At 55.6% G+C, this 19,262-nt stretch carries 18 protein-coding genes; 14 read left to right on the forward strand and 4 right to left on the reverse strand.

From position 1 onward, the window contains the following. Positions 1-58 precede the first annotated feature (58 nt). Together F5897_RS01425 and ilvA are read left to right on the forward strand one after the other, a co-directional pair. Positions 59-1,249, forward strand: coding sequence for an AI-2E family transporter (locus tag F5897_RS01425; RefSeq protein ID WP_233574316.1), 1,191 nt, complete (start codon positions 59-61; stop codon positions 1,247-1,249). Continuing rightward, positions 1,236-2,486 carry a threonine ammonia-lyase gene (ilvA, locus tag F5897_RS01430; RefSeq protein WP_124824282.1) on the forward strand — a complete coding sequence of 417 codons (1,251 nt, stop codon included), beginning with the start codon at positions 1,236-1,238 and terminating at the stop codon, positions 2,484-2,486. Before F5897_RS01425 ends, ilvA begins: the two co-directional genes overlap by 14 nt. 105 nt (positions 2,487-2,591) lie before the next feature. On the opposite strand, the gene purT is transcribed toward ilvA, so the two are convergent. Further along, positions 2,592-3,806 (reverse strand): formate-dependent phosphoribosylglycinamide formyltransferase, encoded by a 1,215-nt coding sequence (gene purT / locus F5897_RS01435; RefSeq protein WP_183304220.1) that lies wholly within the window; start codon positions 3,804-3,806, stop codon positions 2,592-2,594. Between the two features lie 76 nt (positions 3,807-3,882). Then, positions 3,883-4,551 (reverse strand): queuosine precursor transporter, encoded by a 669-nt coding sequence (locus F5897_RS01440; RefSeq protein WP_183304221.1) that lies wholly within the window; start codon positions 4,549-4,551, stop codon positions 3,883-3,885. A gap of 153 nt (positions 4,552-4,704) precedes the next feature. Between F5897_RS01440 and F5897_RS01445 the strand changes: the two genes are divergently transcribed. The 7 genes from F5897_RS01445 (at position 4,705) to F5897_RS01475 (ending at position 12,373) form a co-directional block, all read left to right on the forward strand. After that, positions 4,705-5,679, forward strand: coding sequence for a TerC family protein (locus F5897_RS01445; protein WP_124824279.1), 975 nt, complete (start codon positions 4,705-4,707; stop codon positions 5,677-5,679). 68 nt (positions 5,680-5,747) lie between these two features. Then, positions 5,748-7,340: a 3-isopropylmalate dehydratase large subunit gene (gene leuC, locus F5897_RS01450; protein WP_183304222.1), complete on the forward strand. Its 1,593-nt coding sequence runs from the start codon at positions 5,748-5,750 to the stop codon at positions 7,338-7,340. Continuing rightward, a complete protein-coding gene (gene leuD / locus F5897_RS01455) occupies positions 7,340-7,945 on the forward strand; it encodes a 3-isopropylmalate dehydratase small subunit (RefSeq protein WP_124824278.1) in 606 nt (201 codons plus the stop codon). Before leuC ends, leuD begins: the two co-directional genes overlap by 1 nt. Then, positions 7,938-9,317: a UDP-N-acetylglucosamine 1-carboxyvinyltransferase gene (murA, locus tag F5897_RS01460; RefSeq protein ID WP_183304223.1), complete on the forward strand. Its 1,380-nt coding sequence runs from the start codon at positions 7,938-7,940 to the stop codon at positions 9,315-9,317. The genes leuD and murA overlap by 8 nt, the downstream gene beginning before the upstream one ends. Positions 9,318-9,343: 26 nt before the next feature. Further along, complete coding sequence (locus F5897_RS01465) at positions 9,344-10,135, forward strand: lysophospholipid acyltransferase family protein (RefSeq protein ID WP_124824276.1); 792 nt, start codon at positions 9,344-9,346, stop codon at positions 10,133-10,135. Further along, a complete protein-coding gene (locus F5897_RS01470; RefSeq protein WP_124824275.1) occupies positions 10,135-11,235 on the forward strand; it encodes an NAD(P)H-dependent glycerol-3-phosphate dehydrogenase in 1,101 nt (366 codons plus the stop codon). Before F5897_RS01465 ends, F5897_RS01470 begins: the two co-directional genes overlap by 1 nt. Positions 11,236-11,266: 31 nt before the next feature. Continuing rightward, on the forward strand, positions 11,267-12,373 hold the full coding sequence (locus tag F5897_RS01475) for a D-alanine--D-alanine ligase family protein (protein WP_183304224.1): 1,107 nt from the start codon (positions 11,267-11,269) through the stop codon (positions 12,371-12,373). Positions 12,374-12,378: 5 nt separating this feature from the next. Here the strand turns inward: F5897_RS01475 and F5897_RS01480 are convergent, their stop codons facing one another. After that, complete coding sequence (locus F5897_RS01480) at positions 12,379-12,870, reverse strand: DUF3515 family protein (protein WP_183304225.1); 492 nt, start codon at positions 12,868-12,870, stop codon at positions 12,379-12,381. Positions 12,871-13,006: 136 nt separating this feature from the next. On the opposite strand from F5897_RS01480, the gene F5897_RS01485 reads away from it, so the two are divergent. Further along, positions 13,007-14,473: an NAD-dependent succinate-semialdehyde dehydrogenase gene (locus F5897_RS01485; RefSeq protein ID WP_183304226.1), complete on the forward strand. Its 1,467-nt coding sequence runs from the start codon at positions 13,007-13,009 to the stop codon at positions 14,471-14,473. 148 nt (positions 14,474-14,621) lie between these two features. Here F5897_RS01485 and rsmD read toward each other — a convergent pair whose 3' ends face one another. After that, positions 14,622-15,257 (reverse strand): 16S rRNA (guanine(966)-N(2))-methyltransferase RsmD, encoded by a 636-nt coding sequence (gene rsmD / locus F5897_RS01490; RefSeq protein ID WP_183304227.1) that lies wholly within the window; start codon positions 15,255-15,257, stop codon positions 14,622-14,624. 578 nt (positions 15,258-15,835) lie between these two features. Here rsmD and F5897_RS01495 point away from each other — a divergent pair. From F5897_RS01495 to F5897_RS01510, 4 genes are read left to right on the forward strand one after another with little or no spacing between them, the layout of a single operon-like run. Continuing rightward, positions 15,836-16,753 carry an efflux RND transporter periplasmic adaptor subunit gene (locus tag F5897_RS01495; RefSeq protein ID WP_183304228.1) on the forward strand — a complete coding sequence of 306 codons (918 nt, stop codon included), beginning with the start codon at positions 15,836-15,838 and terminating at the stop codon, positions 16,751-16,753. A gap of 50 nt (positions 16,754-16,803) precedes the next feature. Then, a complete protein-coding gene (locus tag F5897_RS01500) occupies positions 16,804-17,514 on the forward strand; it encodes an ABC transporter ATP-binding protein (protein WP_124824269.1) in 711 nt (236 codons plus the stop codon). Beyond that, the gene (locus F5897_RS01505; protein ID WP_221221223.1) at positions 17,507-18,697 is read left to right on the forward strand and encodes an ABC transporter permease; all 1,191 of its coding nucleotides are present in this window, start codon (positions 17,507-17,509) and stop codon (positions 18,695-18,697) included. The genes F5897_RS01500 and F5897_RS01505 overlap by 8 nt, the downstream gene beginning before the upstream one ends. A gap of 39 nt (positions 18,698-18,736) precedes the next feature. Next, on the forward strand, positions 18,737-19,222 hold the full coding sequence (locus F5897_RS01510; RefSeq protein ID WP_124824268.1) for a hypothetical protein: 486 nt from the start codon (positions 18,737-18,739) through the stop codon (positions 19,220-19,222). Positions 19,223-19,262 lie beyond the last annotated feature (40 nt).

Below are 19,262 nucleotides of genomic sequence, written 5' to 3' on the forward strand. Positions count from 1 at the left end.
CGAAACCCCTACCGCAGTCCGATGCCGCGGCGCAAAGTAACAGCGGTAGAATAGCACTGTGAGCTCACATCAGAATCAAGACCCGATGGTGCCGCGTGGCATGCGCATCGCAGCAGCATGGTCGTGGCGGTTAATTGTAATTGGGGTTGCCGCTGCGGCTCTGATTTGGCTCATCTCCAGAGTTTCGGTGCTGGTGATTCCGCTGCTGGTCGCAATTTTGCTGGCGGCGCTGCTGCAGCCGTTGGTCGCGAGTTTTCAACACAGCGGGATGCCGCGGGGAGTTGCGGTTGGTGCCGCACTGCTGGCGTTTTTCGCGGGTGTTGGGGTGCTCGTGTGGCTGATTGTGACACAGTTTTCTAGCGGTTTTGACGATCTGTGGATCCGCACTCAGCACCTCTACCATGAGGCGCTGCGCGTGCTGGCTGGGGCCCCGTTTAACGTCGACATTAAACACCTGAATCTGTCAATGTCACAGGTGCTTAAAACCGTGGAAGAAAACCAAGGCCGTATCTGGACCGGAGCTCTGGGCGTGGCTTCCGGTGCGGCGAGCTTCCTTGCAGGTTCCCTGCTAACAATTTTTTCTTTGATTTTCCTGCTGCTTGACGGCAAACGCATCTGGTACTGGGTGCTGGGTTTCTTACCGGCTCGCGCCCACGCCGCGGTTGACACCGCGGCACGCGCCGGCTGGATCTCTGTCGGCCAATACGTGCGGGTGCAAATTTTTGTTGCCTTCGTCGACGCCGTCGGCATCGCGCTGGGCGCGTGGGCGCTCGGTCTGCCCCTCGTCATCCCTATCGGGGTGATGGTGTTTCTCGGCAGTTTCATCCCTTTCATGGGCGCGATTGTTACCGGCGCCATCGCGGCTCTGATCGCCCTGGTTTATAACGGTCCAACCGCGGCGCTGATTATGATCGGCATCGTGCTGCTGGTAAACCAAATAGAGGGGCACATTTTGCAGCCGCTGGTGATGGGGAACGCGGTGCAGGTGCATCCGCTCGGGGTGGTTTTGGCGGTTTCGACGGGAGCGTTGCTCGCGGGCATCCCGGGCGCTTTGTTTGCGGTGCCGCTGGCGGCGAGTGCAAACGCGATAGTGAACTCTTTGGTGGAGGGGCGCTGGCGCGGGATGTCTGATCCACTGCCGAAATATCATCGACAACGCAAGACTCGTGAAGTAGCGAAACAGCGGCTGCGGCGAATGCGGGCACAGCGTGCAACAGCTTTAATGAGAGGGAATAATGGCAGCAGATAACTATGTGCCACCGACGCTTGAACGGTTTCAGGATACGCTCGCGGTTGTGGGTGCAGCGGTGCAGCGCACGCCGCTGGTAACATCGCACTTTCTAGCGGAGACCATCGACGCGCAGCAGGTGTATTTGAAGTGTGAAAATCTGCAGCGCACCGGGTCATATAAGCTGCGTGGTGCCTATAATCACATCTGCAGTTTAAGCGAGCAGCAGCGCAGTAAAGGCGTGGTTGCGGCTTCTGCGGGTAATCACGCGCAGGGTGTTGCTTATGCGGCGAAGCGGCTCGGTATTAAAGCCACGATTTTTATGCCGTTGGGAGTGGCCCTGCCGAAGCTGCAGGCGACTCGCAACTACGGCGCGAATGTGCAGTTGGTGGGTGTCAGTGTGGAAGAGTCGCTGGCAGCGGCAAAAGCCTTTGCGGCTGACACGGGCGCGCATTTTGTGCCGCCTTTTGACGATGATGATGTGATCGCGGGGCAGGGCACTATTGCGCTGGAGATGCTGCAGGACGCGCCGGAGATCACCACTCTGGTGGCGCCCATCGGCGGCGGCGGTTTGATTAGCGGGGTTGCGGCGGCAGCGAAGCAGTGGGCAGCGGCTAACGGGCGCCAGCTACGGGTTATCGGGGTGCACGCGGAGAATGCTGCCGCGGTGCCGCCATCACTGGCAGCGGGACATCCGGTGACCATCGAAACCAAGCCCACAATCGCTGACGGTATCGCGGTGGCAAGGCCCGGAACTTTAAATTTTGAAGTAATTAAAGACTTTGTTGATGAGGTTGTCACCGTTAGCGACGATGACATTGCGCGCGCTATCGTGTTGATGCTGGAGCGCTCGAAGATGCTGGTGGAGCCTGCCGGAGCGGCGGGTGTAGCTGCGCTGTTGAGCGGTAAGATATCTGCAACAGGGCAGACAGTGGCAACTGTGCTCTCTGGCGGCAACATCGATCCGTTGCTGCTGCAACGGGTGATTGGCCACGGTTTGGCGGCGGCGAGCCGCTATCTGAAACTGCGGATTCTGCTGCCGGATCGCCCCGGCCAGTTGGTGCGCACCGCAGAGATTGTGGCGGGCGCAAACGCGAACGTGGTGGAGGTAATTCACACCCGCCACGCCACTGATTTACCGATTAGTGATGTGGAGCTGGAGCTGCACATTGAAACCCGCGGTGCGGAGCATGGTCGAGAGGTGACCGCGGCGCTGGAGGACGCCGGATACCGTGTTCGTGCGGTTGCTAGCTACTAAAAACTGAGCGGCTAGCTGCTCAACCGTGTGGTACTGAGCAGCTAGCCGCTAGAGCTGGTGGTGAGTGCCGCAAAGCTGTGCCGGTAACCGCTCGGCGCGACGGGATTACGCGGTGGGATCAACCACCCGCACTGCTTTGGCTGCCTGCTGCGCGAACTCGCGAGCCTGATCCACATCCGCGGCAGCCGCAATCGCCACCCCGAGACGGCGCCGTGCGTAGCTCACGGGTTTGCCGAACAGTCGCACATCGACCTGCGGCAGTGCCAAGGCTTGCTCTAGCCCCGTGAAGGATACCGGCCCAGCAGCGTCAATGCCGTAGATTACCGCTGACGCACCCGGGGAAGCGAGCTCGCAATCAACCGGGAGCCCGAGAATAGCGCGGGCGTGCAGCTCAAACTCGTTGAGACGCTGTGTTGCCATTGTTACCATACCGGTGTCATGCGGGCGCGGGCTGACCTCAGAGAAGTAAACCGTATCGCCCCGCACAAACAGCTCCACCCCAAACAGGCCCCGCCCGCCCAGTGCGGTAGTGATTTCGTGGGCAATCTCTTGAGCGCGGCGCAGCGCAACCTCGCTCATTGGCATCGGCTGCCAGGATTCAACGTAATCGCCGTCTGCCTGGCGGTGTCCGATTGGCGCGCAGTAGCTGGTCACGGTCTCACCCTCACTGTTGTTAGAGCGCACCGTTAAAAGGGTGATTTCGTAATCAAACTGCAGAAACTCTTCAATGATGACCCTTTGTTGTTTCACCCTCCCGCCGGTCTGGGAGTAGTCCCAAGCCTGCTGCAACTCGGCAGCGTTCTTGACCACACTTTGACCTTTACCGCTGGAGCTCATCACCGGTTTTACAACGCACGGGAAGCCGATCCGCGCCGCAGCCTCACTGAACTCTGCGAAAGTGTCCGCAAAAGCGTAGCCACTGGTTGGCAGCCCTAACTCTTCCGCGGCGAGCGTGCGGATGCCCTCGCGGTTCATGGTAAGCCGGGTTGCCCGGGCGGTCGGAATCACGGTTGCGACACCCTCAGCCTCAAGTAGCTCCAGCTCAGCGGTTGCTATCGCCTCAATTTCCGGAATCACATAGTCTGGCTGCACCGTGGTTACCAGCTCTCTGACCGCCGCAGGGTCAGTCATGTTGATAACGTGCGCAAAACTCGCAACGTGGTGTGCTGGCGCGCCTTCGTAGCTGTCAGCGGCGTGCACTTCAACGCCGAAACGCTGCAGGGCGATTGCGACCTCGCGGCCCAGCTCGCCGGAGCCGAGCAGCAACGCCTTGGTTGCGGTTGCGGTTTTAGGGGTGCCAAGTACTACTGGATTGCTCATAAGCAATATTGTAGTTGGATTTTGACACCAGATTTCATCATTGGAGGTGGTTGGGCAGGGTATGCCGTGCCGCGCTTTAGTTGTAGTCAGGTTCGCTGTGTTTAACCAGTTTAATCAGCCAGATAGTAAGCGGAGAGAGGAGGATCTCAACCGCGCTCTTAAACACAAAACCGAGCACCAGGTAGTTCACGAAGGTTGGCACATCAGAAATGCCGATTACCTGCGCCGCAATAGCGCAAAATACCAGGGTGTCGAGAAACTCGCCAACCAGTGTGGAAAGCGCAATACGGTTAAACAGCAGGCGTTCACCGCTGCGTTTTTTCAGCGTCGACATAATCCAGGCGTTGCTGAGCTGGCCGGTCAGAAAGGCCAGCAGTGAGGCAATCACGATAAGCGGCACCGGGCCGAGGGTGCGCTCCAGGGCGGCCTGCCCGTCGTACCATTCAGCCGCCGGCAACAGAATCACCACCCAGTAGCTAAGCGCCGCAAAGACGCTGAGCCCAAAGGTTGTGAAAATGGCTCGACGGGAGGCTTTAAAACCGTAAACCTCGCTGACAATGTCACCCACGATGTAGGCGAGCGGGAACAGGAAGAACCCACCGTCGGTTACCAGCGAGCCAAAAGCCACACCCTTGGTGGCTCCGATGTTTGACAACAGCAGGGTGACCGCCATCAGGGCAGTAAAGAATGCATATTTACCGGAACCGGTTTGAGCATAGCGAGCCAGGGCAGGTTGTGAGGTCATGTAAATCTTCCTTGGGAGACACTTGAGTGTTTATCATGTTACGAAGTTACACGGCGTTCTCACGACCTCTGCGGTCCCGCGCGCACCTGCTGCCCCAGGTGGTGCAGGAATTATTAAACCACAGCCGATAAACTTAATGCAACGAAAGGAATCATAGTGACTGTTTTGCCTGTCTGGTTTGAAGTCGGGTCGATGATTGTGTTGATCTCGATTCTGCTGCTTGACCTGCTATTCATCATCAAACGCCCGCACGTGCCGAGCATGAAAGAAGCTGCGCTGTGGGTGGGGTTGTATGTGACGTTGGCACTGGTTTTCGCCGGCGCGATGTTCCTCATCGGTGATGCGCAACACGGTTCTGAATTCCTTGCAGGCTGGCTCACCGAGTATTCCCTCTCAATCGATAATCTCTTCGTGTTTGTGATGATTATCTCGGCCTTCAAGGTGCCGCAGGCATATGTGCAGCGGGCGCTGATGATTGGTATTGTGCTGGCGCTGATTTTCCGCGGTATTTTCATTCTTGCGGGGGCGGCACTGATTGAGCAGTTCAGCTGGATCTTCTACATCTTCGGGGCGTGGCTGATTTACACCGCGTGGAAGCAGATTAAGCACGACGAAGAAAGCGCTGACAGCGAAGGGTGGATGGTGCGTATGATTAAAAAAACGCTGCCGTTTACTGATGATTACCACGGCGGCAAACTCAGCATTATGCAGGATGGCAAACGACTTTTCACCCCGTTTATGCTGGTGCTGCTGGCTCTTGGATCCACCGACATTCTCTTTGCCCTCGATTCAATCCCGGCTATTTTCGGCATCACGCAGAGCCCGTTTATTGTGTTTACCGCTAATATTTTCGCGCTGATGGGGCTGCGGCAGCTGTACTTCCTGCTCGGTGGTCTGCTTGAAAAACTGGTTTACCTGCACTACGGCATTGCCGCAATTCTGGCGTACATTGGTGTCAAACTTGTGCTGCACGCGATCAGCCACAACGAGCTGCCATTTATCAACGGTGGGCAGCACATCGAAATCTGGACTCCTTCTACCTGGTTCTCACTCGGGGTGATTGTGTTCTGTATGCTCGCCGCGACAATTGCTAGCCTGGTGCATATGCGTCGCAAGAACCTGCTGTAACCCGCGGCTTGCAGCGCCGCGGCGTGTACCCGTCAAAACCCGCACGCTCATTTCTTTAGAGAGTCATGATGAGTAAAGATACCTCTGCCGCCGGCGAGCGGCCTCGCACCCTCGCCGAGAAAATTTGGGATCAGCACGTGGTTGTGAAAGGTCAGGCCGGTGAACCCGACTTGATTTACATCGACCTGCACCTGATTCACGAAGTTACTAGCCCGCAGGCTTTTGACGGTTTGCGCCTGGCACAGCGACCGCTACGCCGTGTCGATTTGACGGTTGCGACTGAGGATCACAACACTCCAACCATCGATATTGAGCGGCAAATTGCGGATCCCGTCAGCCGGCTGCAAATCGAGACGCTGCGGCAGAACGTCGCCGAGTTTGGGGTGCGGGCGCATCGCCTAGGTGACAGTGAGCAGGGCATCGTGCACCTGGTTGGCCCGCAACTGGGCTTGACCATGCCGGGGATTACGGTGGTGTGTGGTGACAGCCACACCTCAACCCACGGGGCTTTTGGGGCGTTGGGTTTCGGGATCGGCACCAGCGAGGTGGAGCATGTTTTTGCAACCCAAACGCTGGCGCTAAAACCCTTTAAAACCATGGCGATTAACGTTGAAGGGCAGCTGCGCCCCGGGGTCACCGCGAAAGACATCATTTTGGCTGTGATTGCAAAAATCGGGACTGGCGGCGGTCAAGGATATGTGCTGGAGTATCGCGGTGAGGCGATCCGCAACCTCTCAATGGAGGGGCGCATGACGATCTGCAATATGTCTATTGAGGCTGGCGCCCGAGCGGGCATGGTGGCGCCTGATGAAACCACTTTTGAGTATGTGCGTGGGCGGGAGTGCGCGCCGCAGGGAGCCGCCTGGGATGAGGCAGTTGCTTACTGGAAAACGCTACCCACAGACCCTGGCGCGAAATTCGACCGCGAGGTGTTCATTGACGCATCCGAGTTGGAGCCCTTTGTAACCTGGGGCACGAATCCTGCGCAGGGCGCGCACCTCAGTGACAGGGTGCCAGACCCGGCAACCTTCAGCGACCCGAACGAGCGTGCCGCCGCGGAGCGAGCGCTGCAGTACATGGATCTGCAGCCTGGCACTCCGCTTAAAGACATATCTGTGGACACCGTTTTTATGGGCTCTTGCACCAACAGCCGGCTGGAGGATTTGCGTGCCTTCGCTAATCTCATCCGCGGCAAACAGAAAGCCTCCGGGGTGCGACTGATGGTGGTGCCGGGCTCGGCCCGGGTGCGGCTCGACGCGGAGGCGGAGGGCATTGACAAGATTATCACCGCGTTCGGCGGTGAGTGGCGCTATGCTGGTTGTTCTATGTGTCTCGGTATGAACCCCGACCAATTAGCGGCAGGGGAGCGCTGCGCGTCCACCTCAAACCGCAACTTCGAGGGACGCCAGGGCAAGGGCGGCCGCACCCACCTGGTGTCACCGCTGGTTGCTGCCGCGACTGCGATTCGCGGCACCCTGTCGAGCCCCTGGGATTTAGAGCAGGATGCCGCGCGCGGCATTACGCATGATGTGGATCCCGCCACCGCCGCCCAGCTGCCGCAGTTGCCGGAGGTGCCAGCCGCGAGCGCCGTTGGTGCCCGCACCAGGTTGCCGTTGAGTGTGAAACCGTCGCACCTCAAACAAGAAGGGGAGGAGCGCTGATGCAGCCTTTTACCACGGTCACCGCAATCGCCGCGCCGCTGGAGCTGTCAAACATCGACACCGATCAGATTCTGCCGGCGCAGTTTCTGAAGCGCATCACCAAAACCGGCTTCGAAGACGCGCTGTTTTACACCTGGCGGCAAGACCCGGAGTTTTTGCTCAACAAAGAGCCGTGGCGCAACGCGCAAATTCTGGTTGCGGGGCCTGACTTCGGCACCGGATCCAGTCGCGAACACGCGGTGTGGGCGCTGCGTGACTTCGGTTTCAAAGTGGTTTTGGCTGCTCGGTTTGGCGATATTTTCCGAGGCAACGCCGGGAAACAGGGTTTACTTGCTGCAGTCATCACGGAGTCTGAAACCGCACAGCTGTGGGAACTGCTGCGGTCTGATCCACACGCAGAAGTAACTGTGAATCTTGAGACACGAACAGTTAGCTGTGGGTCTTGGCAGGTACAATTTGAGGTAGATGATTACACCAGGTGGCGGCTGTTGGAGGGACTAGATGATATCTCGCTGACACTTCGCCACGAGGATAAAATTAAAGCTTATGAGGCGCAGCGCCCCCGCTGGATGCCAACAACGATTGATAAGAGAAATGATGACTGAGAACAACAACAGCCTGGCTAATGACGCGAAAAAGGCAGGAGCCCGCGTGGGTTTGACCTCTGATGAGATTATCATCAACGGTGGGCGTCCGCTCGTCGGTCGGATTCAGGTGCGCGGCGCTAAAAACCTTGCTACTAAGGCCATGGTTGCGGCGTTGCTAGGGAAAAAGCCGAGCGTGCTGCGCAGCGTTCCGAACATTTCTGATGTCCGCGTGGTCGCGGGCTTGCTGGCCTTGCACGGGGTTATTATCACCCGTGGTGAAAACGAAGAGTGGCTGCTTGACCCGTCAAATGTGGAGCGTGCCCACAAGGCAGATATTGATGCACACGCAGGTTCCAGCCGCATTCCGATTCTTTTCTGCGGCCCGCTGCTGCACCGTTTAGGGGAGGCCTTTATTCCTGACCTGGGTGGTTGCCGCATTGGTGACCGGCCTATTGATTTCCACCTCGACGCGCTGCGCAAGTTCGGTGCGGTCGTTGAGAAACAGCCGGGTGGCATCAGCCTCACTGCCCCAAATGGTCTGAAAGGTGCAAACATTGAGTTGCCCTACCCGTCTGTGGGCGCTACCGAGCAGGTGCTGTTGACTGCGGTGCTCGCTGAAGGTAACACCGAGCTGCGCAACGCCGCGGTGGAGCCCGAGATTATTGATTTGATTTGCATCCTGCAGAAGATGGGTGCGATTATTACCGTCGAGCCCAGCCGGGTTATCTACATCGAAGGGGTGAAAGAGCTTAGCGGCTATGACCACACCGCGATTTTTGATCGTAACGAGGCTGCTAGCTGGGCTTCGGCAGCGCTGGCAACCAACGGGGATATCTTCGTGGAGGGTGCGAAACAGGAAGAAATGATGACCTTCCTCAACGTCTTCCGTAAGGTCGGCGGGGAGTTTGAGATCACTGACGCTGGGATTCGCTTCTTCCGTGGTCAGGAAAAACTCAACCCGGTACTCATCGAAACTGATGTGCACCCGGGCTTTATGACTGACTGGCAGCAGCCGCTGGTGGTTGCTTTGACTCAGGCAGAGGGCATTTCTACGATTCACGAGACCGTTTACGAAAATCGCTTCGGTTTCACTGACGCGCTTAATAAGATGGGTGCCAACATTGTGGTGCATCCGGAAGGTTTCGAAGACGGGATGCGCCGTGTGAAGCGGCGGGAGTTTGAGCAGGCAGCCGTGATTACCGGGCCAACCCCGTTGCATGGCTCAGATGTTGAGGTGCCAGACTTGCGCGGCGGCTTCAGCCACCTGATTGCGGCGCTAACCGCTGAGGGCAGCAGTAAGGTTACCAACATTGGCATTATTGCCCGCGGCTACGAAAACTTCATTGATAAGCTGCGCAAATTAGGCGCAGACTTCATATACGAGGGATAGTCTAGTTCGACGGTGTGAGGGAAGACATGAGCGCAACTGTAAAGCTGCCGAATACCTGGTCTGCCGAAAAGCGTAAGCCTGGGTTCTTTTGGGTGATCGCTAGTTTGCTGTTGCCGCTATGGTCCGTGCTTACCAAATACCGTTTCACCCCGGAGTCTAAACTTCCTGAAACTGGGCCGTTTATTTTGTCTCCAAACCACATGAGCGAGCTTGACCCGATCGCAGTCGGTGTGGCCGTGTGGAAACGGGGCCGGCTGCCGCGGTTCATGGCGAAAGCAAGTATTTTTAAGGTACCGGTTGTGGGCACGATTATGCGCCTGAGTGGACAGATTCCGGTGGATCGCAACAGCCGCAGTGCTAGCTCCGGAGGCTCTGCTGGTTCTGCAACCGCTGCGGCATCGCTGGCCGCCGCAAACGAGCTGATTGCGCGTCAGGGAGGGGTTATTGTCTACCCAGAGGGCACGCTAACCCGTGACCCGGAACTGTGGCCGATGCGCGGGAAGTCTGGCGCGGTGCGGCTCGCCCTGGAAACCGGGATTCCTCTGATTCCGGCCGCGCACTGGGGGGTGCAGGAGATTTTGCCGCGCTACGGCAAAATTAAACTCTGGGGGCGCAAGACTATCCAGGTTGCAATAGGGCAACCACTGGATCTCAGCAGCTATCGGGGGCGCCCCATTAACAGAGAGATACTGGAGCAGGCAACCGAGCAGTTAATGACTGAAATTACAAGGCTGCTAGCGCAGCTGCGTAGCGAGCCGGCGCCGCCCAGCCGGTGGGATCCAAAATCCCACAACCAAAGCGAAACAGGGAGATTTTGATGGTCCGTAAAACTGCCCCGGCGAAACCAAAAGCGGTTGTGATTGGCTCGGGTAGTTGGGGTACAACCTTCGCGAAAGTGCTCGCAGACGCCGGCTGCGAAACTGTTATTTGGGCGCGCAGGCAGGAAGTCGCTGACGAGATTAACAGCGAGCACCGCAACTCGAAATACCTGCCGGAAATTCAGCTACCGCCTGACCTTACCGCGACCACTGACCTCACTGCTGCGGTGGGCACAGCAGAGTATGTGTTTTTGGCGGTGCCGAGCCAGCAGCTGCGCGGGGTTTTGGAGCAGCTCGTCGCTGACTTGCACCCTGAGGCGATTATTATCAGCTTGATTAAGGGCGTGGAACGCAACACTAATTTGCGCATGTCGCAGGTGATTACTGAGACGCTGGAGTGGAGCATCGAGCAGGTTGCCGTGATTTCTGGGCCAAATATTGCGCTTGAGATAGCGAAGCAGCAGCCAACCGGCGCTGTTGTCTCCTGCGTCGATCTGGTGGTGGCGCAAAAGGTTGCAAAGCTCACGAGCACCCCATATTTCAAGACGTATATTACCACCGACCTTACAGGCACAGAGCTCGGCGGTGTGCTTAAAAACCTCATCGCCCTCGCCATCGGAATTGTTGATGGCGTCGGTTACGGCGAAAACACCAAAGCGGCGATCATTACCCGTGGCATCGCGGAGATGAATGAGTTTGCGGTCGCCAGCGGTGCGCACCCAACCACAATGATGGGCCTCGCGGGGCTCGGAGACCTCATCACCACCTGTCAGTCGCCGCTGTCACGCAACTCCACCGCAGGCAGGCTCCTCGGCAGCGGGCTAACACGCGAGCAAATCGCGGAACGCATGAATCAGGTTGTGGAGGGTATCACTGCGGTGACTCCGGTGCTTGAACTGGCCCAGAAACGCGCCATTAAAATGCCGATTGTAGAGCAGGTGCAGATGGTGCTTGACGGCCGGATGCCGCCGCACCAGCTGGGCCCGCACCTGACAACCGAGGATGACGTGCCGGAGCACGAATCAAGTGCTGCTGAAAAGCACCATAAACTTTCGCTGTGGCAAAAAATTCAGCGCTGGTTTGGTGCGCTGCGGCACTAATTACAGTCGCCGCACGGGCTAGAATAGCTGTATGACTACTAATAAAACAACCGTTGCTTTGCTTTTTGGTGGCCGCTCCAGCGAGCATGGCATCAGCTGTGTCACAGCAGCCGGTGTTTACAACGCTATCGACACCGACAAGTTCGAGGTACTGTGCGTTGGCATTACCAAGCAGGGCGATTTTGTGCCGGTGGATCCGGCAACCCTCGCCACCTACAGACTAGATGCTGCGGCACTGCCAGAGGTTACTGCGGGGCAGGAGCGGATAATCTGGCCGCTGAGCACCACCGACCACACTCTGCGTGTGCTTGATGCTGCCGGTCAGGTGCGGGAGCTGGGTAAGATTGAGGTTGTTTTGCCGATGTTGCACGGGCCCTTCGGGGAAGACGGCACGGTGCAGGGCATGTGCGAGCTGGCGGGCTTGCCTTACGTTGGTAGTGGAGTTTTAGGTAGCGCCCTGTGCATGGATAAAAACGCTGTTAAAACTGTGTTGCTAAGCGCCGGGGTTGCGGTAGCACCGTGGCAGTATGTTACCCGGCAGCAGTTTGCGACCATGTCTGAGCAGCAGCTGCTTGATTTGGTGGTGGATCTGCCCCTCCCGCTGTTTGTGAAACCGTCTCGTGCAGGTTCTAGCGTGGGCGTCACCAAGGTTAAAGATTTGGCTCAGCTGCGCCAGGCTGTTGCGGTTGCGCTGGCGGAAGACACTAGTGCGCTGATTGAAGCTGCGGTGGTTGGTCGTGAGGTGGAAATCGGGGTGCTCGCCGGGCGTGACGGGGAGCCAGATCGCACCAGCAGCGTCATCGGTGAGATTGTGTTTAATGGCCGCGAGTTTTACGATTTCGAGGCAAAATATCTTGGCGCTGCGGGTGCTGATGTGGTGCTACCGGCGGAGGTTACCGCGGCCGAGTTTGCGGCGCTGCGGGAAGCCGCGGTGACCGCGTTCCGGGCAGCGGTGTGCGATGTTTACGCCCGTGTTGATTTCTTCCTAACCCCGGAAGGTCCGGTGTTGAACGAAATTAACACGCTGCCCGGTTTCACCCCGGTTTCGATGTTCCCACAACTGTGGGAACACTCGGGGGTAAGCTATCGCGAGCTGATTACGGAGCTGTTGGAACTGGCACAGCAGACTGTGCGCTAGTCGCTCTAGTTGTCGAGCTGAATGTCTGTGGAATCCAGGCTGGTGGAGCTGGTCAGGCACTGCCTCACCTGTGGCAGTTGCTGCACCGCAGGGCTCAGCTCCAGCAGGGCGTCGGTGCCGCTGATTTGCTCGGAGTCAACAAACACCTCTAGCCCTGGGCTGCGGCCGTAGGCTTCGAAGCGGTAGCGGGGCGCAGCGGAGTCATCAACAACCCAGTCAATGCCGTTGACGGTGATACAAGGGTCTGTGGTGGGTGTGCTAATAGGTAAGCCACAGCGCAAAATAACCACTGCCGGATCGCCCCAGGCCCCTGTCGCCTGTGCGTTTGTGGCACGTTTAGCGTGTGTGGTCACGGTGTCAGGCAGCCGCACTGTGACCTGCGCACAGTCAGGGTTGTTGGCGTCGGGCGCTGCATCCAGCGGCACCTCCGCGGCGCAGGCCGTGAGTGTTATAGCTAATGTAGGAATTCCAACTACAGCAAAGACTTTCTTTAGCACACCTCAACTTTACCGCTTTTGCGGCGCTAAATTCCGGTGAGTCGCACTTAAAAATAGCTATTTTTGAAGCCTTCCAGGTGTAACCTTGTGAGGTAGAATTAACAGCGTTAGACATGATTTTGAAAGGGATGCGCACATGGCATTGACTGCTGCTGAGCAGGAACTACTTGACCGCGTTGAAAGCCGACTGGCTATCGGCGGCGAATGGGTTGCTGGTGAGAACGGAACATTTGATGTTTTTGACCCAGCCACCGGTGAAGTTATCAAAACTATTGCTGACGCCAGCGTCGCTGATGCCACTCGCGCGCTTGACGCAGCTGTTGCGGTGCAGAAAGAGTGGGCGAGCACCAGTGCCCGTGAGCGCTCTGTGATTTTGCGCCGTGCTTGGGAGCTGCTGCAGGAGCGCGCAGATGATTTCGCGCTGCTGATGACGCTGGAGATGGGTAAGCCGCTGGCTGAGGCGCGTGGCGAGGTTACCTATGGTGGCGAATTCCTGCGTTGGTTCTCAGAGGAAGCGGTGCGGATTGCGGGTCGCTTTGGGCAGAACCCTGAGGGCACCGCAGACATGATTGTGTCTAAGTTGCCGGTCGGCCCGTGCTACTTCATCACTCCGTGGAACTTCCCGCTGGCGATGGCCACCCGAAAGATTGCGCCGGCGCTGGCTGCTGGCTGCACCGTGGTTATTAAGCCTGCGGCGCTGACTCCGCTGACCACTATCTACTTCCAGCAGCTGCTGGAGGAGGCAGGGCTGCCTAAGGGTGTCGTCAATGTAGTGCAGACCTCAAAGGCAAGCGCGCAGTCAGCTGCGCTACTGGCTGATCCACGCCTGCGCAAGGTGAGCTTCACGGGCTCCACCCCGGTTGGCGTGAAACTGCTGGAGGCTGCAGCCCAGAACGTGCTGCGCACCTCTATGGAGCTCGGCGGTAACGCTCCGCTGATTGTTTTTGAAGACGCTGATTTGGATGTCGCTGTTGAGGGCATCATGGCAGCGAAGTTCCGCAACATCGGGCAGGCTTGCACCGCTGCAAACCGGATCTATGTGCACTCGGCAATCGCTGATGAGCTGGGCAAACGCCTGGCAGCTCGGGTTGGTGCGATGAAAGTTGGCCGCGGCACCGAGGAGGGCGTTGAGATTGGCGCACTCGTTGAAGAAAAAGCAGTAGTGAACGCGGTGCGACTGGTTGCAGACGCTACTGAACGTGGCGCTAAGGTGCTGGCTGGTGGTTCACGAGTTGAGGGCGCCGGCTACTTCTTTGAGCCAACCGTGGTTGACTATGTGCCAACCGAGGCGGCGATGGTGCAGGAAGAGATTTTTGGTCCGATCCTGGCGATGGTGCGCTTCGACACTGAAGAGGAAGCAATTGAGCTGGCTAACAGCACCGAATACGGTCTTGCCAGCTACGTCTTTACTGAGAACCTGCACCGGGCGCAGCGGATGATTACCGAGATTGAAGCTGGCATGATGGCTATTAACGCCGGTGTGATGTCAAACGCGGCAGCGCCATTCGGTGGCATCAAACAGTCTGGCCTGGGGCGCGAGGGTAGCCATGAGGGTATTGAAGAATTCCTTTCAACCAAGTACACCATGATTCCACGTCGCTAGCAGCTAAGCAGCTGTGACTAAGAGTGGACCCTGCTGTTTTGCAGGGTCCGCTGCTTTTTCGGGGAGTGCATTCGAAGTTCGGCGCTTAACCACCGCAGTTTGTCTGGCGCGGCCAGCAGGTAACGCCACTGCTCTGTAAAACTCACAGCTAGTTTGCTGCGGTGTCTGTTTCGGTTTCCGTGACTGTGTCGGTTTCCGTGTCTGTTTCAGTGTCAAGCTCAGCCCACCAGCAGGTGGTTTCGCCATAGTTCTTTTGTTTTAAGAGGCGCATTTCGGCTGGCCACAGCGGCTCTGGGCTGCGGCGATCTCGCTCCACCAGTACCGCCGCGTGCGGCGTAAGCAGCGGCACGAGCGTGGTCAGATTTGCAGCAAGTGTCTGCTCATCAAAATCGTATGGCGGATCCAGAAACACCACATCGAAGGTGGCGCGGCTCGGTTGCGCAGCGAGCCAGGTCTGCACGTTTGCGGTTATAACCTGACACGTGAGAGTAACGGGGGAGTTTTTAAAAGCCCGCAGCACGGTCTCGCTGTTGCTCTGCGCGATGCGCGCCGCCGCTGGATGTTTTTCAACCAGCACCGCACTGGATGCCCCACGGCTGAGAGCTTCTAGGCCCAGTGCGCCTGACCCCGCATACAGATCGAGCACTTTTGTGTCGGCGATGAAATCCCACGACTCAAGCGTGGAAAAAATCGCTTCACGTACTCTGTCGCTTGTCGGGCGGGTGCCTTTGGGAGGGACGCTCAAGCGCAGGGAGCTGGCTGTTCCGGCAATAATTCGGGTCACAGCAAAAAATTTTACACGGGTATAGTTAATCGTTTTTTACCTGTAAAAAGCAATGCATACATAATATGCATTTTGTTATATCAATGATATTTTTTCTGTGTCATTGCGTGGTATAAAAGTTTTAAGCATGATTACATGCTGACCAATTTTCTGAAAGGACAGAAAAATGAATAAAGTTACAAAAATTGCATTGGCGGGATTTGCTGCGGTGGGCGTTGCCCTGGGGGTGGGTAACTAATAGCGCATTTGCGGCAAATAGTTTTGTGCAGGGAGCGCTCGATACTAGTGGCTCCATTGTGCAATATGATTACACCAGAACACACACATTTACTGGTCCGATCACTCTTAATGTAACGGATTTACCATACGGATATCTACGTCTTGGCCTCAGGAACATGGGTGCCGCAGGTGGGCCGCAATTTACAGAGACTAGGCAGTGGAACTACACTGGCGTGAAGCAGTGGGGTGATATTTTGCAAGGGACAAGATTTGCTATGCAAGGCCGTATGAAAGCATGCGGTTGGGGCTGCGATAATTACTGGGGCGGATATCTAACCTATTAATAACATAAAATGCAAATGAAAAAAATTGCTGCTTTGGTTGCCGCGGGTGTCACTGTGTTAGCTCTTTCAAGCTGCCACGGTGACACCCCGGAGCCTGAGCATGATAGTTTGTTGCAGCATGAAACTGTGAGTGTTTCAAAGGGGAACATCACTCCAACTGCGGCAGAAAAAGCAACTGTAGCGCAGGCAGCACAGGTAGTTGTCGTCTCTGGCACGCGGGCAGACTTTGAAGCTTATGTGAAAATCGGTGAACAAGTGGTTGCCGGGCAGGTGATTGGGCGCAACGGCGAGAGTGAGGTTGTTTCTCCTATTGCTGCGAAAGTAGTTTCGATAACCACAAACGCGCCGGATTTACCCGAAAATTATCCGCTGTTTGCATTGCAATATCAGGGTTTTGGGATTGTGGTTCAAACGGGTAATCTTTTGCGATCTGCTGCAATAGAGCAGCTAACTGGAAAATTTCAAATCACCGATGGCGTGGGACCAACTGCGTGTGTTGCGGTGTTATCAGCTGCTGCTAGTGCCGATACTGTCGAAGAGCAGCAAACGCAACAAACAGTTACCGCTGATGAAGCTGCAGCGCTGGAGAAACCGTTTAGTATGCCAGCTCCCAGCTTTGGATTGCCGACACCCCAGGTAGCAGCAGACAGGGTTGTTTGCCTCATCGATAAAGGCATTGCTGTGCAAGCTGGGCAACAGGCGACGGTGGTCATTAGCGGTAACACTGCTGCGGAAACGTTACTGTTGCCGTTAAATGCTGTCGCGGGGAGGCAACAGCGTGGTCAAGTGATGCGAGTACAAGGTGACAAGTATGAAGTAGTAGATGTGGAGTTGGGAATTTCTGATGGTGCAAAAATTCAAATTCTCAGCGGATTGCAAGAAGGCGACAGCGTTATAAACTTTTCGCCCCATTTAGACCCGCGGGGGCAATGATGAGACACAGCTTGAGCAATCAAGCGCAGCAGAGGCCCAGCAGCCTTCACATGTTAGCTGCTGGCGAGCCGAATCAGCCATTGGTTGAGCTGCGTAACCTGAGCGCTAGAGTAACGCTGGGTAACGGCGAAAAATTAACCACCGTTGCGGGTGTGACACTGCAATTGCAGCGAGCGAGGAGCTATGCTGTCGTGGGTAAATCCGGATCAGGCAAAACCAGTCTGGTTTCTATAATCGGAATGCTTAACAGACATTTCGAGGGCGAATATTTTTTCGCAGGCGAGCTTGTAAGGGGTCTAAACGATAGACAACTCTCAAAACTGCGTGCCAATAAAGTGGGTTTTGTTTTCCAGAATTATTCTTTGATCAAACACTTAAAAGTTCTGGAAAATGTCGAGCTAGCGTTGCAGTATCTCAGTGCCAGAAAATCTAGTAAAGACATCAGAGTCTTGGCTATGGAGGCTTTGAACTCAGTAGGGCTTGCAGATAAAGCCTTAGAGGTGCCATCTAAACTGTCTGGAGGAGAACAGCAAAGGGTCGCAATTGCGAGGGCCTTGGTGACATCCCCAGAACTTTTAATCTGTGATGAACCAACAGGCGCTTTGGATACAGAAACAGGGCAGCAGATCCTGGAATTACTGCATGAAAAAGTGGCCCAAAAAGGAACAACACTGTTGCTTGTGACACACGACGGGGAAGTGGCATCTAGCTGTGCTTATACCTACCGGCTTGACTCTGGGAGGTTGTCAGCAGATGTTTAAAATGTTGCTAAAAGACTTGAGAATTAGCCCGTTGCGATCTTTTCTCACAGGTTTCTCAATGTTTATCGGAATTGTTGCTGTTATCGGCGCTGTATTGGTGGGGACAGTAGGCAGAGGATATTTGGAAGGCACGAATGAGCAGCTCTACGGTAGGTCACCCAATTTTGTTGCCCACGCGATAGAGACCGAAATCAATGCGCAGAACGTGTATCAACTAAGGCAGAGTTTTTATAACAGTGATGAAAAAATAGCCATCCAAGTTGAGCCATTAGAGCAGCTTTGGTTTGTGCCGCAAACCCGAGTGCTGCCAGCTAACGAAGCATCCTCGTTAACGAAAGCAATTAGGCTGGACGCTAACTATGTAACCCCGGAATACAATCTCATCTATAACTTGCCGCTAGTAGAGGGGCGTTGGTTTATTACAGATTTAGAGTACGCAAATTTAGAAGCAGTTTACAATAAACCGGCAGCTGATTTGTATCCGCAAAGCACCACAGTTTCTGTCAGCAATCCTCAAACAGTAACGCAAACACCATTAAACGTGGTGGGTGTAGTTAATGACGGAATTAGCGAACCACGAATCTACGTAAATATTGCTGCGCTGTATGAATTTGCGCCAGATGTTCTGCAAACGCAGGGTGCCATCTTTTACTGGCTGAATGATAAAAACCACTCAAAAGAAACGATTAGAGGGTACCTAAACGATAAACTAGTCGATTTTGGAGGGGGAAAAGTTGATGAGGTTGTGTTGCAGGATGCCTCCAGCAGTTACCGCACTGTTTTGGAAGTGTTGCAATTAGCTTTCGGGGTCGTCGCTTTGCTTTTGCTGTCTCTTGCTGCAATTGGGCTTTTAAACATTGGGTTGGCTTCTTTGGAACAGCGCACGCAAGAGCTTTTGATACGCCGTGCGTTAGGCGCAACTCGCGCCTCAATCGCTGGTCTGGTACTTGGCGGGGCGCTGCTAAGCGCTTTAATCGCATCCGCTTTGGCAGTTGCTGTTTCATATTTGCTAACCGGTGCAATCGCGCTTTTGCTACCGGTAGATTCCCCCGTAACTGCACCTGCCTATCCATATTCGGCGGTAATAATCGCGGTCATTGCGGCAACAGTAACAGCCTTGGTCGGTGGGATTTTTCCCATGATTAAAGCCATTAGGTTGCAGCCGGCGTTGGCATTACGCTGACATCCAAGTCTTCAATTAGTTAGATATGTGAGGAATATTATGAAAAACAAACTGTTAGCTGTTTCATCTCTCGCACTGCTCGTTCTTTCCGGTTGCTCTGACACCGCTGAGGAGAAGACTTTAGGGACTCCTGATAAGGGGGAAATCACGGTGGTGACACCAAAACTGATTGAACAGGAGTATCAGGCAGCGCTTGCTGCTTTGCAATGGCCGGAGGGGTACAGTCCAAAACAGAAATTGGACGGATTGAGTGAAGACGTCAGCTACCAAAAAGGTTTTGGTGACACCTTGGCATCCGTTGAGTATGAATGCGCGTGGACAAAACAGTGGTTGGAAACTTATGCAGTTGATGAAGCAGCAGCTCAGAAAGCACTGGGTGCTCTTGAACAGGTATTAAGTATGGGATACATGAGCCCAGAACGAGCCGATGACAATACCCGAGAATATTTCCAAACAGCATTAGAGAAAGCGCAACTGGGGGATCCCTCGGGGTTGCAGCAAAATTTCACGGTTAACTGTGGGTAGTGCTGTGAGCTAAATTGCACCCTGGCGCGGTAAACTCGTA

This window comes from Canibacter oris (assembly GCF_014197205.1).
Classification (GTDB): Bacteria; Actinomycetota; Actinomycetes; order Actinomycetales; family Microbacteriaceae; genus Canibacter; species Canibacter oris.

Coding starts and splice junctions, on each gene's coding strand:
- ilvA (WP_124824282.1), top strand. CDS start 1,236: ATGGCAGCAGATAACTATGTGCCACCGACGCTTGAACGGTTTCAGGAT.
- purT (WP_183304220.1), bottom strand. CDS start 3,806: ATGAGCAATCCAGTAGTACTTGGCACCCCTAAAACCGCAACCGCAACC.
- F5897_RS01440 (WP_183304221.1), bottom strand. CDS start 4,551: ATGACCTCACAACCTGCCCTGGCTCGCTATGCTCAAACCGGTTCCGGT.
- leuC (WP_183304222.1), top strand. CDS start 5,748: ATGAGTAAAGATACCTCTGCCGCCGGCGAGCGGCCTCGCACCCTCGCC.
- leuD (WP_124824278.1), top strand. CDS start 7,340: ATGCAGCCTTTTACCACGGTCACCGCAATCGCCGCGCCGCTGGAGCTG.
- murA (WP_183304223.1), top strand. CDS start 7,938: ATGACTGAGAACAACAACAGCCTGGCTAATGACGCGAAAAAGGCAGGA.
- F5897_RS01465 (WP_124824276.1), top strand. CDS start 9,344: ATGAGCGCAACTGTAAAGCTGCCGAATACCTGGTCTGCCGAAAAGCGT.
- F5897_RS01470 (WP_124824275.1), top strand. CDS start 10,135: ATGGTCCGTAAAACTGCCCCGGCGAAACCAAAAGCGGTTGTGATTGGC.
- F5897_RS01475 (WP_183304224.1), top strand. CDS start 11,267: ATGACTACTAATAAAACAACCGTTGCTTTGCTTTTTGGTGGCCGCTCC.
- F5897_RS01485 (WP_183304226.1), top strand. CDS start 13,007: ATGGCATTGACTGCTGCTGAGCAGGAACTACTTGACCGCGTTGAAAGC.
- F5897_RS01495 (WP_183304228.1), top strand. CDS start 15,836: ATGAAAAAAATTGCTGCTTTGGTTGCCGCGGGTGTCACTGTGTTAGCT.
- F5897_RS01500 (WP_124824269.1), top strand. CDS start 16,804: ATGTTAGCTGCTGGCGAGCCGAATCAGCCATTGGTTGAGCTGCGTAAC.
- F5897_RS01505 (WP_221221223.1), top strand. CDS start 17,507: ATGTTTAAAATGTTGCTAAAAGACTTGAGAATTAGCCCGTTGCGATCT.
- F5897_RS01510 (WP_124824268.1), top strand. CDS start 18,737: ATGAAAAACAAACTGTTAGCTGTTTCATCTCTCGCACTGCTCGTTCTT.